General features: G+C 69.7%; 15 protein-coding genes and 3 pseudogenes. 9 read left to right on the plus strand and 9 right to left on the minus strand.

Going from position 1 to position 13,945, the window contains the following annotated elements; genetic code table 11:
- Position 1: 1 nt before the first annotated feature.
- The 4 genes from AB0F15_RS13610 to AB0F15_RS13625 all read left to right on the plus strand — a co-directional run bounded on the left by AB0F15_RS13610 (position 2) and on the right by AB0F15_RS13625 (position 2,356).
- Positions 2-217: a hypothetical protein gene (locus AB0F15_RS13610; protein ID WP_013227537.1), complete on the plus strand. Its 216-nt coding sequence runs from the start codon at positions 2-4 to the stop codon at positions 215-217.
- Positions 214-915: a helix-turn-helix domain-containing protein gene (locus AB0F15_RS13615; protein ID WP_360269698.1), complete on the plus strand. Its 702-nt coding sequence runs from the start codon at positions 214-216 to the stop codon at positions 913-915. The genes AB0F15_RS13610 and AB0F15_RS13615 overlap by 4 nt, the downstream gene beginning before the upstream one ends.
- A gap of 66 nt (positions 916-981) precedes the next feature.
- The gene (locus AB0F15_RS13620) at positions 982-1,623 is read left to right on the plus strand and encodes a DUF4142 domain-containing protein (RefSeq protein WP_360269699.1); all 642 of its coding nucleotides are present in this window, start codon (positions 982-984) and stop codon (positions 1,621-1,623) included.
- Positions 1,624-1,861: 238 nt separating this feature from the next.
- Positions 1,862-2,356 (plus strand): MarR family transcriptional regulator, encoded by a 495-nt coding sequence (locus AB0F15_RS13625; protein WP_360269701.1) that lies wholly within the window; start codon positions 1,862-1,864, stop codon positions 2,354-2,356.
- A gap of 327 nt (positions 2,357-2,683) precedes the next feature.
- On the opposite strand, the gene AB0F15_RS13630 is transcribed toward AB0F15_RS13625, so the two are convergent.
- From AB0F15_RS13630 to AB0F15_RS13645, 4 genes and pseudogenes are all read right to left on the minus strand, one after another.
- Positions 2,684-4,441 carry a chloride channel protein gene (locus tag AB0F15_RS13630; RefSeq protein ID WP_360269703.1) on the minus strand — a complete coding sequence of 586 codons (1,758 nt, stop codon included), beginning with the start codon at positions 4,439-4,441 and terminating at the stop codon, positions 2,684-2,686.
- Positions 4,442-4,488: 47 nt separating this feature from the next.
- Entirely contained in the window at positions 4,489-4,917 is a 429-nt protein-coding gene (locus AB0F15_RS13635; protein ID WP_360269705.1) for a hypothetical protein, read from the minus strand.
- Positions 4,918-5,315: 398 nt separating this feature from the next.
- Entirely contained in the window at positions 5,316-5,693 is a 378-nt protein-coding gene (locus tag AB0F15_RS13640) for a hypothetical protein (RefSeq protein WP_360269769.1), read from the minus strand.
- A gap of 412 nt (positions 5,694-6,105) precedes the next feature.
- Positions 6,106-6,351, minus strand: a pseudogene (locus tag AB0F15_RS13645) (ion channel); the annotation flags it as partial.
- A 377-nt stretch (positions 6,352-6,728) separates the two neighbouring features.
- On the opposite strand from AB0F15_RS13645, the gene AB0F15_RS13650 reads away from it, so the two are divergent.
- Entirely contained in the window at positions 6,729-6,926 is a 198-nt protein-coding gene (locus AB0F15_RS13650; RefSeq protein WP_360269707.1) for a hypothetical protein, read from the plus strand.
- A gap of 43 nt (positions 6,927-6,969) precedes the next feature.
- Here AB0F15_RS13650 and AB0F15_RS13655 read toward each other — a convergent pair whose 3' ends face one another.
- The gene (locus AB0F15_RS13655; protein ID WP_360269709.1) at positions 6,970-7,329 is read right to left on the minus strand and encodes a nuclear transport factor 2 family protein; all 360 of its coding nucleotides are present in this window, start codon (positions 7,327-7,329) and stop codon (positions 6,970-6,972) included.
- Positions 7,330-7,816: 487 nt separating this feature from the next.
- On the opposite strand from AB0F15_RS13655, the gene AB0F15_RS13660 reads away from it, so the two are divergent.
- From AB0F15_RS13660 to AB0F15_RS13675, 4 genes are all read left to right on the plus strand, one after another.
- The gene (locus tag AB0F15_RS13660) at positions 7,817-8,116 is read left to right on the plus strand and encodes a DUF3040 domain-containing protein (RefSeq protein ID WP_360269711.1); all 300 of its coding nucleotides are present in this window, start codon (positions 7,817-7,819) and stop codon (positions 8,114-8,116) included.
- A gap of 590 nt (positions 8,117-8,706) precedes the next feature.
- A complete protein-coding gene (locus AB0F15_RS13665) occupies positions 8,707-9,834 on the plus strand; it encodes an acyl-CoA dehydrogenase family protein (RefSeq protein ID WP_360269767.1) in 1,128 nt (375 codons plus the stop codon).
- Positions 9,834-10,685, plus strand: coding sequence for a PhnD/SsuA/transferrin family substrate-binding protein (locus tag AB0F15_RS13670; protein ID WP_360269712.1), 852 nt, complete (start codon positions 9,834-9,836; stop codon positions 10,683-10,685). The genes AB0F15_RS13665 and AB0F15_RS13670 overlap by 1 nt, the downstream gene beginning before the upstream one ends.
- The gene (locus AB0F15_RS13675) at positions 10,682-11,866 is read left to right on the plus strand and encodes a ferritin-like domain-containing protein (RefSeq protein WP_360269714.1); all 1,185 of its coding nucleotides are present in this window, start codon (positions 10,682-10,684) and stop codon (positions 11,864-11,866) included. Before AB0F15_RS13670 ends, AB0F15_RS13675 begins: the two co-directional genes overlap by 4 nt.
- A gap of 354 nt (positions 11,867-12,220) precedes the next feature.
- Here the strand turns inward: AB0F15_RS13675 and AB0F15_RS13680 are convergent, their stop codons facing one another.
- The 4 genes and pseudogenes from AB0F15_RS13680 to AB0F15_RS13695 form a co-directional block, all read right to left on the minus strand.
- Positions 12,221-12,664, minus strand: coding sequence for a universal stress protein (locus tag AB0F15_RS13680; protein ID WP_360269716.1), 444 nt, complete (start codon positions 12,662-12,664; stop codon positions 12,221-12,223).
- Positions 12,665-12,749: 85 nt separating this feature from the next.
- Positions 12,750-13,181: pseudogene (locus AB0F15_RS13685) on the minus strand (universal stress protein); the annotation flags it as partial.
- Positions 13,090-13,515, minus strand: coding sequence for a hypothetical protein (locus tag AB0F15_RS13690; protein ID WP_360269718.1), 426 nt, complete (start codon positions 13,513-13,515; stop codon positions 13,090-13,092). The gene AB0F15_RS13690 and the pseudogene AB0F15_RS13685, both read right to left, overlap by 92 nt.
- 86 nt (positions 13,516-13,601) lie before the next feature.
- Positions 13,602-13,768: pseudogene (locus tag AB0F15_RS13695) on the minus strand (L-cystine ABC transporter ATP-binding protein YecC); the annotation flags it as partial.
- Between the last annotated feature and the right edge of the window lie 177 nt (positions 13,769-13,945).

A 13,945-nucleotide genomic window follows, 5' to 3' on the forward strand; every position in this document is an offset into this window, starting at 1 on the left:
CATGACCGTCGAAACCCACCAGGCCGACGACATCACCGCCGAGGTCGACAGCTGGCTGACCAGCGAGTTCGCTTCCCTGTTGCCTGCAGCCGACATCACCGCCATCGTCCGGTCGGCCCGCAGCGATCTCGAAGGCCAGATCGTGCCTGAGGCCATGGGAGAAATGCTGCACCGGCTGGCCCGGTTCCGCGTCCTGCGCACCCTCGAACGCTCGTGACCGTCTACCGTCAGCACTGCCCGGTGGCCACCGCGGCCGAGGTGCTCGGCCAGTCGTGGACACTCCTCATCGTCCGGGAACTCCTGCACGGCAGCAGCCGCACCGGCGAAATCGCCGAAGGCGTGCCCGGCATGTCGAGTGCACTGCTGGCCCGGCGGCTGAAGCAGCTCGCCGACGCCGGCGTGGTGACCCGGCTCGCGTCCACCGGTGAAGTTCGCTACGCGCTCACCCCGGCCGGGCGCGAACTGGCCCCGGTGGTCGAGCACCTCGGGTACTGGGGCCGCCGGTGGATGCCACCGCCGGGCAGCGGGAACCTGAAGCCACGCCTGTTGCTCCTGGACATCTGCCGGGGCATCGACCCGGCCCGGCTCCCCCGCGAACGCGTCGCGCTGCACCTGCGGTTCAGCGAGGTTCCGCCGCCCCGCTGGTGGTGGCTGGTCCTCTCCCCCGAGGGAGCATCCTCGACCGAGAGCGACCCGCGGCTGCCGACCGTGGCCCGCATCGACTGCACGGTCTCCGCCCTCGCCGGCGTGTGGCTCGGGCACCGGACGTGGCGCGAAGCGCTGGCCGAGCGGGCGATCAGGTTCGACGGCACTCGCGAGGCGGTCCGGAACGCGATCGGCTGGCTCGGACGCAACCGGTTCGCCGATCAGCCAAACTCTTTCCCAGGCAAACTGAGCGACGAAGCAACAGTTTGACTGAACCAGACGCCACCGGGGGCCGTGTTCCGGGTAGACACCGAACTCCCCACCTGGAGGCCGACGATGAAAACCCGGAACCTGTGGATCACCCTGTGCGGCACGTTCGCCCTCGCTGTCACGGCGTGTGCCCCGCCCACTCCCCAAGTGGTGACCGCTCCCCAGGCCCCGGTTCCCTCCGTTCGGCCTGCGACCTCCACCCCGGCCGCACAGACCGAGGGCGACCTCACCGAGACGGCGTTCGGACCGATCAGCTCCGTGGGCCGGAAGCTGCTCACCATCGTGGAACAGACGAGCCTCCGCGAGATCACGACCTCGACGTGGGCGCAGCAACGCTCGAGCAACCCGGCGGTCCGGGAGGCAGCACGGGTGATCATCACCCAGCACAAGGACCTCGAAAACCGCGACACCGACATCAGCACCCGGATGAACCTGCCCGTCGCCGCCGAACCGGCTCCCGACATGCAAGCCGGCATCGACCGCATGCGCACCGAGTTCGGCGAGACCTTCGACCGCGACTACGTCAACACCCTCCGCAAGGCACACGCCGAGGCGCTGATCCTCGTCTCGACGGTCCGCGCCGACACGCGCAACTCCCTGGTCCGCCCGTTCGCGGACCTCGCGGGCGACTACATCAAGACCCACATCAACCTGCTGGAGAAAACCGGCGACGTCGACTACACCCAGCTTCCCGTGCCGGACCTGTGACGCCGAGGCCCAGGGACACGCTGACCATGACAGCCAGGGATCCCAGCGACCAGCAGTCTCGTGGACTCATCCGAACATCTCAGTCTCATTGCCCACCAACATTGTTGCAGCACGCAATACTTCGCCAACGGTGAACAGCGAGGCCGATCACTCGGACAAACAGAACACATCGGGCACCGAGCCCTCCTCTGGCGCGCCTGATCGGCACACTAAGCTGCCGGTGCGGCACACTGGGAACATGCCTCGCAGTACGCCTGCCCTCGACACGACGGACGTCGACGCCGTGACCGACGCCGTGCTGACCGCTTCCCGCTTGCTGGTCGCCGTCTCGGCCAGGTCGATCGCGGCCGCCGGAGACATGATCACGCTGCCGCAGTTCAGGCTGCTGGTGGTGCTGCAGACCCGGGGGCCGCTCAAGCACGCCGACTTGGCGGAGTACCTGCAGGTCACGCCGTCCACCGCAAGCCGGATGGTCGACCGGCTGGTCGCGGTCGGCATGGTCGACCGGCAGCACAGCCCGGTCTCCCGCCGCGAAATCGTCCTCGCCGTGACCAAGGACGGCGCGAAAGTGGTCCGTCAGGTCACCGCCCGGCGGCGCAAGGAGATCGCCAAGATCGTCGCCCGGATGCCCGACGACGCCCGCAGCGGCCTGGTCGACGTCCTCACCGCCTTCGCCGAGGCCGGCGGCGAGCCACCTGCGTCGGCCGTAGCTCCCGAGGCCGTCTGGACCTGACGTCGGACGGTCACCACCGTCGGGGCAGGCCGCCGACGACATAGCCGGATAAGAGTTCGATGAGTTCTGGGCCGCCGCCCGGCAGAGGTGCCGGCGGGCGGCCGCCTTCCGGAGCCCGGCACCGACGTCCGCGGCAAACCTCCCCCCCTCCGCCGGCACTACGACCACGTGCGTTCCGAGCCTGGCAATCACCGCCGAGGGATGGCGAGCGGTGTGCTTCAGACAGACCTTCCAGCCGCGCGGCCGACCAGATCAGCACCAGGTCCCGCTCTCTGGATGATCGGCACAGCGCTCCGGGAGACCCAGACTCGGAGCTCCCATGCGGCATCACCCCGTTCCGCTCGCCCCGGCCGGGGCGAGCGCAGAGAGCACCGACTGGTGTGTAAGCCACCCGGCCAGCCGGTGTTCGTCGTCGAGCACGGGCAGGCCCGTTCCGGGCGCGTTCGCCAGAGCCGTCAGTGCGTCGGCGAGCGACGTCTCGCAGGTGATCAGGGGCGGCAGCTCCGCCAGCTCCCCCGCCGTGGCGTCGTGGTCGCTGCCCAGGGCCTCGGCGACCGCTCGGGCTGTCACGCAGCCCTGGTAGCTGCCGTCGTCGTCGACGACCGGCAGGATTCCGTGCCCGGAGACCGCCAGCGCGTGCGCGGCGCGGTTCAGCGCCGTCTCCGCGGCAAGGGGTTCCGGTAGCGGCTCGGTGACCGCTTCGACCGTCGTCGCGGCGAGCCGTCGTTCCTGGGGGTGCCGGTCGAGGTCGACGCCGCGACGGCGCAGCTTGAGCGTGTAGATCGTGTCCCGCGAGAGAGTCCGGCTCGTGGCCGTGGCGATCACGATCGCGGTGAGCATCGGTAGGATGATCGTGTACTGGCCGGTCAGTTCGAACAGCACGATCACCGCGGTGATCGGCGCCCGAGCGGCGCCCGCGAAGGCGGCACCCATGCCGATCAGGCCGTACACCCCGGGCGACGCGGTCAGCGACGGCAGCCACGCGTGCACCACGATGCCGAACGCCGTGCCGCCCATCGCGCCGATGAACAGTGACGGCGCGAACACCCCGCCCGAGCCGCCGATCCCGATCGTCAGGCTCGTCGCGACGATCTTGCCCACCAGCAACAGCAACAGGAACCCGATCACGTACTTGCCCTCGACGGCGTTCTGCAGCACCGGGTAGCCGACGCCGTACATCTGCGGCAGCACCAGCAGCAGCCCGCCGAGGAAGATCCCGCCGACGGCGGGGCGCAGCCATTCGGGACCGCGCCACACCCAGTCGCAGAAGTCCTCGACCCAGTACAGCACCCGGGTGAACAGCACTCCACAGGCACCCACGACGACTCCGAGGACGATGAAGAGCAAGTACTCGACCGGGTTGCGCAGGCTGAACGGCGGCAGTTCGAGGAAAGCGGTGTTCCCGAACGCCGCCCGGCCCACCACACTCGCGGTCACGCTGGCCAGCACCACCGCGCCGAACGACTCCGCGGCGAAGTCGCGCAGGATCAGCTCCATCGCGAAGAACGGGCCCGCCAGCGGCGCATTGAACGTCGCCGCGATCCCGCCCGCCGCACCACAGGCGACCAGCACCCGAAGCCGCGACTCGGGCAGTCTCGTGACCCGGCCCAGCGTCGAGCCCAGCGCGGATCCGATCTGCACGATCGGGCCCTCCCGCCCCACCGACCCGCCCGAGCCGATCGTCAACGCTGAGGCGAGCGCCTTCACCGCGCTCACCTGCGCCGGGATCCGCCCGCCGCGCTCGGCGACCGCATACATAACCTCCGGCACGCCGTGCCCACGAGCCTCCGGGGCGAACTTGTACACCAACGGCCCGTAGACCAGCCCGGCCACCACCGGAGCGAGCAGCAGGAACCATGGCCCCAGCTCCGGGAACCACGGATGCGCTGCCCGTCCGGCGTCGGCGTAGTCGGCCTGTCCGGAGAACAGGTGCGTGAACGTGGTGATCAACCAGCGGAAGACGATCGCACCGAGCCCGGCGCCCGCACCGATGAGCACGGCCAGCCCGACCAGACCGGACCGGCTCTCCCGCAGCCACCTGCCGATCGGCTGCCGGACCGGAACCGGGACGCGTCTGACACCCATGCTGTTACCTGAAGCCACTATTGCATTATGCAACACTCAGCATGTGGTCACTCTCCAGGCCCTGTTACCTGCGATTTCGCGCGCTGCCGATAGGTCAGCAGGGCACTGAGCCCGCTCAACCCCACGAGGAGGACCCCGACGACCAGGTCGACGACGACGATCCGGACAAGGGTGTAGCCCAGCACAACGGGAGCCACGACCAGCCACAGGCCCAGGATCGCGTTGACGACGCTCAACACCGGCAGATCGCGAGGTGCCACCGTCCGCACCAGCGCGAAGACGGCGACCACCACGGCCACCAGGACGTCGATCCCGTCGGCGAGCCCACCGCGAACGCGACTGAAGTGCAGCACGTAGGGCGCGAAGCCGAGCCACAGCGCCGCGACGAAGGCCAGCGAGCTGGGCAGGCTCGGCGTCAGAATCCCTTCCGTTCCCGGCCCGATCCAGAAGTGTTGCTCGGCACCTCGCGTGACCATGAATCCTCCCGCGTTCCTCCTCGAGGATCGTTGCCTACGACAATAGTTTACTCTCACATCCGCCGACGAGCGCGGCGGCGAAGCACGACATTGTGCTTCGCCGCCACGCACGACGCCGGGCCGGAGCACGACGGCACCCTGAGTCCGCGCCCCCAAACCCATGACGCGTTCCCGCACACGACGACGTTCGCTCCGGCCCGCCGGAATCCACCCTCCCGCACGAACCGTCCGCCGGACCTGACGATTCGCTTGCGATCCGGCTCGGGAAAGCACGAAGCAGCGCAGCGCGGGAGATGAGCACCGGCCCCCTGACTCCGCGAACGGGCCGCGGAGCACCCCGCGCCAGCGGGCCCGCGATCGCCATGTCGCCCCGCGAAGCCGAAGAGGACCACCGAGATTCAGCTGCCCGGTTCACGCAGGGCGGTCCCGACCTCCGCATCGGTCAGCCGTCGCGGGCCTACGTAGTACAGCACCGAACCGGCTGGCAGCTCGCCGTCCCAGCCGGGGTTGACGACGAGGCCGTCGGCCGTCCGCGCGGCCAGGATCGTGGCCCCGAACGTCCGGCCCAGCGCGACCCGGCACCGCTCGGTCCGCAAGATCCCCAGCGACTCCGGCAGCGTCACGGAGTACGTGCTCGCCCCGCCCGTGGTCATCAGCTCGGTGTAGACGTCGGCGATTCCCGGCGAAGTCAGCTCCTCGGTGATCATCCGCGGCGTGTGCCACTGCACGCACTTGATCCTCGGATCGACGTAGCGGACCAGCTCGGCACGTTCCATGTCCCTCAGCGCCACCACGACGTGCGCCGACGGGTTCGCGTGGGACGGTGACCGCCACGGCCAGCGCCTCGTTGTCGTCGGCCATGTCCACCAGAATGGTCGCCGCGCGGTGCACGGCCGCCCGCGCCAGCACGTCGGCGGCCGTCGGGTCGCCCCGGACGAAGTCCAGCGGCTCCCCGGGCATCGGGTGCACCGGTACCTGCTCCCCGGCGCAGAGGACCAGCCCGGTCACGCCGTCGGCCAGCAGCTGGGCCACGATCCGCTCAGTCCGGCCCGACGCGTAGCCGATCAGCACGGTGTGCCCGCTCACGCGTACCGGTTCCGTCCCCTGCATCCGCCGTCCCTTCGCCTGCTCGAGCGCCGACGCCAGTTTGGCGAAGACCGTCGTCAGGGTCGCGATTCCGCCGATGATGACGTAACTGCCGACGACGTGCCCCGCTACGGTCTCAGGCGAGAAGTCCCCGTAGCCGACAGTGGCGGCCGTCACGACGAAGTACCACCAGTAGTTGCCCGGCCGCACCAGGTCGCTGCCCGCTGGTTCGGCCAGTGACATCAGCGGCCAGCTCGTCATGAACACGACCATGACGACCACCACCGGCAGGAGCCAGCCGCGCGTCAGTACCCAGCGCGAAAGTAGCCGAGACAGGAAGAAGGCCATTCGTCCCTTTCACCGACGCGACCATGGGTCCCGCCAGCCGACCACATCGCCGGACCGGACACAACGGACTTTACCGGACCGTGATCGCTTCATGCGGGGATCGATCAAATCTTGCCGTATGCAATGCTGACGCTGATCAACATTTCCCTTTGTTCCGATCTCTGAAGGAAAGTCGGGAGTCCATAACCGACAGTCAAAGCCAAAACTGTACAAAGTGTTCGACACGGGCGCCCAGGAGGCCGTCCGTCGCCCGGAAAGCGGCCCCCGCGCGACGAGCTGAACCAGCGCGGGCGAACCCGGGATTGTGCAGAAGCCGCGATCCCGGAGTACGGCCTCGACGGCACGATCACCCTTCAGGACACAAGAAGCCGATCGTCGTGACGCTCCGCAAGAGCTTCGGCACCGACTTTCCGACACTGGCCCAGGTCGCCAAGGGGCTCAAGCTCACCGATGAGCAGCTCGGCTCACTGGATGAGCTGATCCTGCAGACGCCAAAGGGTCACGAGAAAGCCGCCGCGCAGAAGTGGGTCGACGAGAACAAGGCGTTCGTCGACGAGGCCTTCACCGGCCTCTGAGGTTCGTGCGGCCGCCGCTTCACGCCGGTGGCGGCCGCCCGTCTCAGCGGCGGGTCCGCTGGTGGAAAGTGAGCTTCCAGCCGCCCGGCCGGCGCGCGTAGACACTGCTCACCTGCGCCGAATACGGCAACGCCGAGCGCGTCGCCGCGATGCTGTAGCGGACCACGCCGGTGCTCTCGCCGAGCCGGACACAGCGCAGCCCGTGTAACCGGAACTCCTCCCAGTCCGCCCCGCACAAGGCGTCAAGCGCTGCTTCACGCACCCGGATCGGTGGGAGGTCGGAAAGCAGCAAGACGACCCGCTCGTCGAAGACGCCATCGTAAAATTTCCGCGCGGCCGCAGGCTCCGCCATGAGCGCTTGCCAGCCCTGCTGTTCCAGGTCGATCAGGTCTTCGTGCTCCACCGGCCGTCCTCCACCACGGTCCGGCGGTCGCCGGTGCCACTGCCAGCCTTCCGCATCCGAGTGCGGCTGCACCTGACGATTACCTTGCGTTTGCCCCGCCGGTGACTGACCGAGCCGAGCACGGTGCGGCGCAGCGTGGCTGCCGACCACCAGCAGAGCAGCGCCGCCGGAGTCTTCGAGCAGGGGCTTCCGCGGGCAGTTGCCTCAGCTCGACCCGGTCGATGGCACCCGGCCGCGCTGTGCATCATCGGCCGGACGAGGCATGAACGCGTCCAGCACCGGGACGGCGAACCCCATCGCAGGCGGCTGGTCGCCGTCCTGTCGATGCCGACGAGGACCCGGCCACCCGACTCACCGCCTGCTCTATCGAGAGTGTCCGATTTCGCAAGGAAGCCGCAAGGTTCTCCGCCTCGCTCGAACAGTTTCCTCCGGCAATCGCGGGATACCCGCCACCCCACGATGAGCCTGAATGCGAGGGAGACGGCCGATGGTGCCCAACAACGAACACGACATCCTGCGCCAAATCGAAGACCGCTTGGGCAGCGAAGATCCCTGGTTCGCCTCGGAGTTCACCGCGGGGTTTTCAGCCGCGCGGCGCAGGCAAGCCGCCCGGTGGCGGCTGATCCTCGTCCTGGCCGACGTCACGGCGGTGCTCATGGTCGTGGCGGGCCTCTTCGCCGGGCAGGGGTGGCCGGTCTTGTGGGGACTCCTCGCTGCCGTCTTGCTGACGCGCATCCACGTCGTCCGGGCGCGAGACCGGCGCAACTCGTTCACCGGCCCCACCTGATGGACGAGCCGCAATGCAACTCAATCCCGGATCAAGGATCGGTATCCGCCCACCTCCCCCGCGGACGACCGGAAGGCGGCTGGCTGACTGTCCTCGAACAAGGCGCGCACCTGCTGCAGACCATGCCACCGCGTCAAAGGCGAGCCGGACTCCCAAATGGAAACACATCACTACTGCCGGGGCTACTGGCATCGTCACAACCTCGAAGCCCTGTCCGGTCGGCTCGCCGCACCGGGTCTTCCCGAAGGAGCCGAAAAGGCCTTGAGGGCGAGCAGTCGGGACACGAACTGCCTTACGGCGAGCCAAACTGATGTGATCGTGTAACCGTGACGGCGAATGCGACGACGCGCTCAGCGAAGACCGCGACACCGCCATGCACCTGGACATCGCCGCGAAAACGAGCGGCACGGCAGACCCTTCTGGACCACGCCCGGCCGCAACAGAGCGTCGACGCCAGGACGGACGACTTCCCCGGCTCGTCACCCATTCCAGGCGTCGTCGACACACGAGCCGTCGATGGCGTTTGACCGCGGGGCCGCCGGGGTACGCGCGGAAAGTTTATCCCGGCGAAAGGTGGTAGCGCGGTGCCGATGGACTACTCGGTGGCAGTGGACGAAGTCGTGGCCGACAGCGTTGCGCCGAACGCGGAGGAGGTCGATCGGGCCGGGACGTTCCCGAGGGCCTCGATCTCCGCACTGGGCTCGGCCGGTTTGCTCGGTTTGCTCAGCTCACCCGAGGACGGTGGCGCCGGAGAAGGACTGGACGCGGCCGCGGTGGTGGTCGAGCGGCTGGCCAAGGCCTGCGGCTCCACGGCCATGATCGTGTTGATGCATTACGCGGCCTCCGCGGTGGTGGACGCGCACGGCTCGCGAGAGACCAAGCGCGCAATCGCCGGCAGACAGCACCTGACCACCCTCGCCTTCTCCGAGTCGGGCTCCCGCAGCCACTTCTGGGCTCCGCTGAGCACTGCCAAAAGCGAGAGCGACGGAGTGCTGCTGGACGCCCGCAAGAGCTGGGTCACTTCAGCCGGCGAGGCCGACAGCTACGTTTGGTCGAGCAGGCCGCTGGGCGACAGCGGGGCGATGACCCTCTGGCTGGTGCCGTCCGATACCCCGGGTCTCGCGGTTCAAGGCGGCTTCGACGGCCTCGGTCTGCGGGGCAACGCCTCAGCCCCGGTCACCGCCACCGCCGCCGAGATTCCCGCCGACGCCCAGCTCGGTGCCGACGGCACGGGACTGGACATCGCGCTGGCCACCGCCCTGCCGCGGTTCCTGGTGCTCAACGCCGCGTTCTCACTCGGCATCATGGAGGCGCTCGTCGCCGCTGCCGCCGGCCACCTCACGAGCACCCGCCTGGAGCACCTCGGCGAAAGCCTCGCCGACCAGCCCGGCCGGCGCGCGCAGTATGCGTCGCTGCGCACCCGCACCGACGAGGTTCGCGCGTTCCTCGGCGACACCCTGGCCGCCTTGGCCACCGACCGCCCGGACGCGATGCTGCGCGTGCTGCAGGTGAAGCTGGTCGCGGCCGAAGCGGCGGCCGAGGTCGCCGACGGTGTCATGCGGCTGTGCGGCGGCTCGGCGTTCCGCAAGGACCTGGGCATCGAACGCCGGTTCCGTGACGCGCTGGCCGCGCGCGTGATGGCGCCCACGACCGAGGCGCTGCAGGACTTCGTCGGCCGGGCTGCCCTCGGCCTGCCGCTGTTCGCGCAGGAGGCGTGATGACGTTGCTGCTGGGAGCGGTCGCCTATGACCCGAAGGTGGTCACCATCTGGACCGGGTTCCGCGACTGGCTGCGCGGCCAGGGGCTGCCCTTCGACTACGTGCTCTACTCGAACTACGAGCGCCAGACCGAAGACCTCGTCGCCGGCCGGATCCACGTCGCCTGGCACTCGCCGCTGGCCTGGGTGCGCAGCTGCCGCCTGGCCAAGGCCGAAGGGCGGTCCGTCCGCCCGCTGCTCATGCGCGACACCGACCGCGACCTGACCTCGGTGCTCGTGGCCCGGACCGACGCTCCCCAACGGACCGTCGCCGACCTGGCGGACGGCACCGTGGCGCTCGGCGCGGTCGACTCCCCCCAAGCGACCCTGATTCCCGGCGCGCTGCTGCGGCAAGCCGGTCTCGTCGACGGGGAGAACGTCACGATCCGCCGGTTCGACATCGGCGTCGGCCTGCACGGCGACCACATCGGCGGTGAGCGGGACGCCGCGCGGGCGCTGGCCGCCGGCGAAGTCGACGCCGCGGCGATGACCGACGGCAACCACTTGCTCTTCACCCGGGAGGGCACCCTGCCCTCCGGCGGCACCCGCGTCCTGGCCACCACGGCTCCGTACGACCACTGCGTGCTCGCGGTCGCCGGGTCCGCGCCCGACGACCTCACCCGCCGCCCCGGGGAGCTGCTGACATCGATGTCCTACGGGGACCCTGAAGTACGCCCGCTGCTGGACCTGGAAGGGCTGACGCAGTGGGAGCCCGGGAGGACGACGGGGTACGGGCAGCTGGAGGCCGCGGTCGACCAAACCGGGTTCTACGACGCCGACGGGGCGATCACCGCGCCGGAGTACCAGCCGTGACTCCGCTCGGGATCGACCTCGGCCGGCTGTCGTTCGACCGCGGCGCACACCTGCTGCTGCAGCGCGCGCTGGCCGGCCTCGCGCCGGGCGACCGGATGGCCGTCACCGGCTCCGACCCGGCCCTGCCCGTGCACCTGCGGGCGTGGTGCCGCGCGCACGGCCACCGCGCCGAGGTGAACGAAGACCGGTTTTCGGTCGTCCGCGGACGCGCCGACCTCGACCGGTGGGCCGGCGCCGAGCGGGCAGGCGACCCTTCCCCGGCGAACCTGGCCGACGCACCGCCCGCACGCTGGGGCCTGGCCGCACGGGGCGCGCTCGTCGAGGCCGGCGGCCCGGAACCACGGTTCGACCTCGGCCACCGCGACGCCGTCTGGGCCGACGTCGCCCCGGCCCTCTACCGGCACGCGGCATCAGCGCAGTGGGACCCCGACGAAGCCGTCGACTGGACGACCGAGTTCGCCCTGCCCACGGAGATCGAGCAAGCCGTGGTGCAGGTGATGACCTACCTGATCGAAAACGAGCAGGCCGCGCTGGTCGTCCCCGCGCGGCTGCTCGGCCGCATCCACCCCCACTTCCGGGAGGTCATGCAGCTGCTGGCGGTGCAGACCGCCGACGAGGCCCGGCACATGGAGGTGTTCACCCGCCGGGCCCTGCTCCACGGTGGCAACCTGGGCACGTCGTCCGCCGGCGGCCGCGAGTCATTGGCCACCCTGCTCGACGAGCCCGATTTTTCGATGGCATCGTTCATGCTCTCGGTCCTCGGCGAAGGCACATTCCTCAACCTCTTGGAGTTCCTCGAGCGCACCGCCCCGGACCCGGTCACCCGCCGGGTGACCGGCCTCGCCCGGCGCGACGAAGCCCGGCACGTCGCCTTCGGCGTCGCCCACCTGCACCACCTCGGCACCATCGACCCCCACCTGCGGCCACGGCTGCGCGCCGCGGTCGAGCGCCGGCACGACGCACTGCTCGACACCGCGGGACTCAACCAGGACGTCTTCGACGCACTGGTCGTCCTGGCCGCCGGCTCGTGGTCCGCGGATGCGATCGGCCGCGGCTGGGACCAGGTGCAGGCGCTGCAGACCGAAATGGACGAAGGACGGCGCCGCCGACTCGTCCACATCGGCTTCCCCGATGACGAGGCCACCGAACTGTCCCGGCTGCACACCCGCAACTTCATGTGAGCCGCGCAGCCACCCGATACACCGAGACTCTTGCGGCGACACAAGGACACGAGATCTCTGCGGAACGTCGGCGGGAGAGTGCGGTGAACCTCCCCCTCGGCTGCGACAAGGGTGGCAGTTCCTTATGTTGTCCCGGACGATGGCGCCGCGACGAGCTACGGCCTCGCAGCGCTGGAAGGTAGCGCGCGAACGAACTGCGGTTCAAGATCGGCGCCGGCCGCAGGCAGGAAGACCCGGACCGCTCATCCGATGCCGGCGGGGTGCCGAGCCACTCACCTTCGATACTGCGCAACGTCTCGCGAACCGCCGGAACCGGGGCCGCGATGACGATGCCCTCCACGTAGTCGAACACGGCTATCCCCCGGCTCCGACGACGCTCACCGGGCACGGCGCGTAGTGCAGGACGGTCCGGCTCACCGAAGTGCACAGCACACGCCGAACGGGATTGCGGCGGCGGTCACCGACCACGAGCAACGCGGCGTGCCTCGCGCGGTCCAGCAGCACCCGTTCGGGGAAGTCCCGGACGATCTGGTGCTCGAACGGCACGTCGGGGTAGGCGGACAACCAGCCCACCAGCTCGGCCACCATCGCCTCCGACGGGCCGGCATGCTTGCGGAACCGGCCGGTCACCGCATGGACGAGGTGCACCGGGACAGCGTGTTGCCGGGCGAAGTCGAGCGCGAAGGCCAGCACGGCGGAATTGTCGGCCGCCGGGTCGAGGCCGACGACCACAGGACAGCGCGCTGTCCCTTCGCCGGGATCCTCGCCTCGGACGACGACGAGCGGACGTCCGGACATTTTCGCGAGCCCGGCAGTGGTGGAGCCGAACACGGCCCTGCCGAGCGGGCCGGTTCCCGGCGGACCGACCACCCAGCATGTCCGCTCCGGTCCGGGCAGCGACGCCGGCCAGGGCCGGGCCGGGCACGTCTTCGAGCAGGACCGTCCGCACATCGAGGTCGGGATGCGAATGGCCGATCTCACGCACGGCCTCTTGGGTCTGCGTCTCAGCGTCTTCGCGCAGCCGTTCGGCTCCCCCGCTCAGCGGCGCGAGCGCCACCTCCGGATAACTCCCGCCCGGCCAGCTCCAGTCCACGGCACGCGCGACGACGAGCGCACTCTCCCGGCGATCGGCCTCCGCCGCAGCCCAGAACACGGCTCGAAGCGACTCCTGCGTGCCGTCGTACCCGGTGACGACCACCCGCGTCTGGGTCTTGGTCACCGGGTCACCGCTCTTCACGGTCACGCAATGCGCGGGCCAGCACGACGACGCCGGCGGCCCAGAGCGCCAGCACGACGACTCCGGCCGCGACGTCACCGGCGGTGGTGGCGGGTGCCGGGGTCCCGTGGTTGTAGCCGAGGGCGATCGGCGCCACCACCAGCCATGCCCCGGCGAGCGGGAGCAGCGGGCGCCACACGTGCGCGGTCGTCGGCGCCACGAGCTGCCCGGCCCCGCACACCAGCACGACCGTGCCGACGAGCACGTCGTTCCACAAGCCGTTGAAACCACCGCCGCTGAATTCTTGGTCCAGCTCGAACGGGGAAAGCGCCAGCCACAGGCCGGTCAGGAAGGTCAGGGCGTGCACCACGGCCAGCGCCACGCTGGGTACGGCCACGCCGCGGCTCGGCCGGGGCAGGGTCGGGGTCCTCATGGGTCCTCGGCTCCTTTCGTCGCGCGTGCGGCTCCAGCCTCTCGCGGACGAGCACTCCTGCACCTGACGATCAGCTTGCGATCCGGTCAGCCGCGTTCGAGCACGGCCTTCAGGAACGTCCGCGTGCGCTCCTGGGCCGGTTGCGTGAAGAGCTCTTCAGGCGGGGCCTCCTCGACGATCCGGCCGTGGTCGAACATCAGGACCCGATCGGAAACGTGCCGGGCGAACTCCATCCATCGTGCGTCATTCGCACCCTTCGCGATCCGAGTGACCACGAGGTTAGGTCGGCCGTTCGGTTGGCAGCAACGGGTTCCGTTGAGTCCGTTACGTGAACGTGAAAGCCTGTCCACATTAGACAAGTACGAACTGCTCAGTGTTGTCCATCGCGGAGAGGGCGCACCTGACGATCACCTTACGATTTCACCCACAC

Source organism: Amycolatopsis sp. NPDC026612, assembly GCF_040638285.1.
Lineage (GTDB): Bacteria > Actinomycetota > Actinomycetes > Mycobacteriales > Pseudonocardiaceae > Amycolatopsis.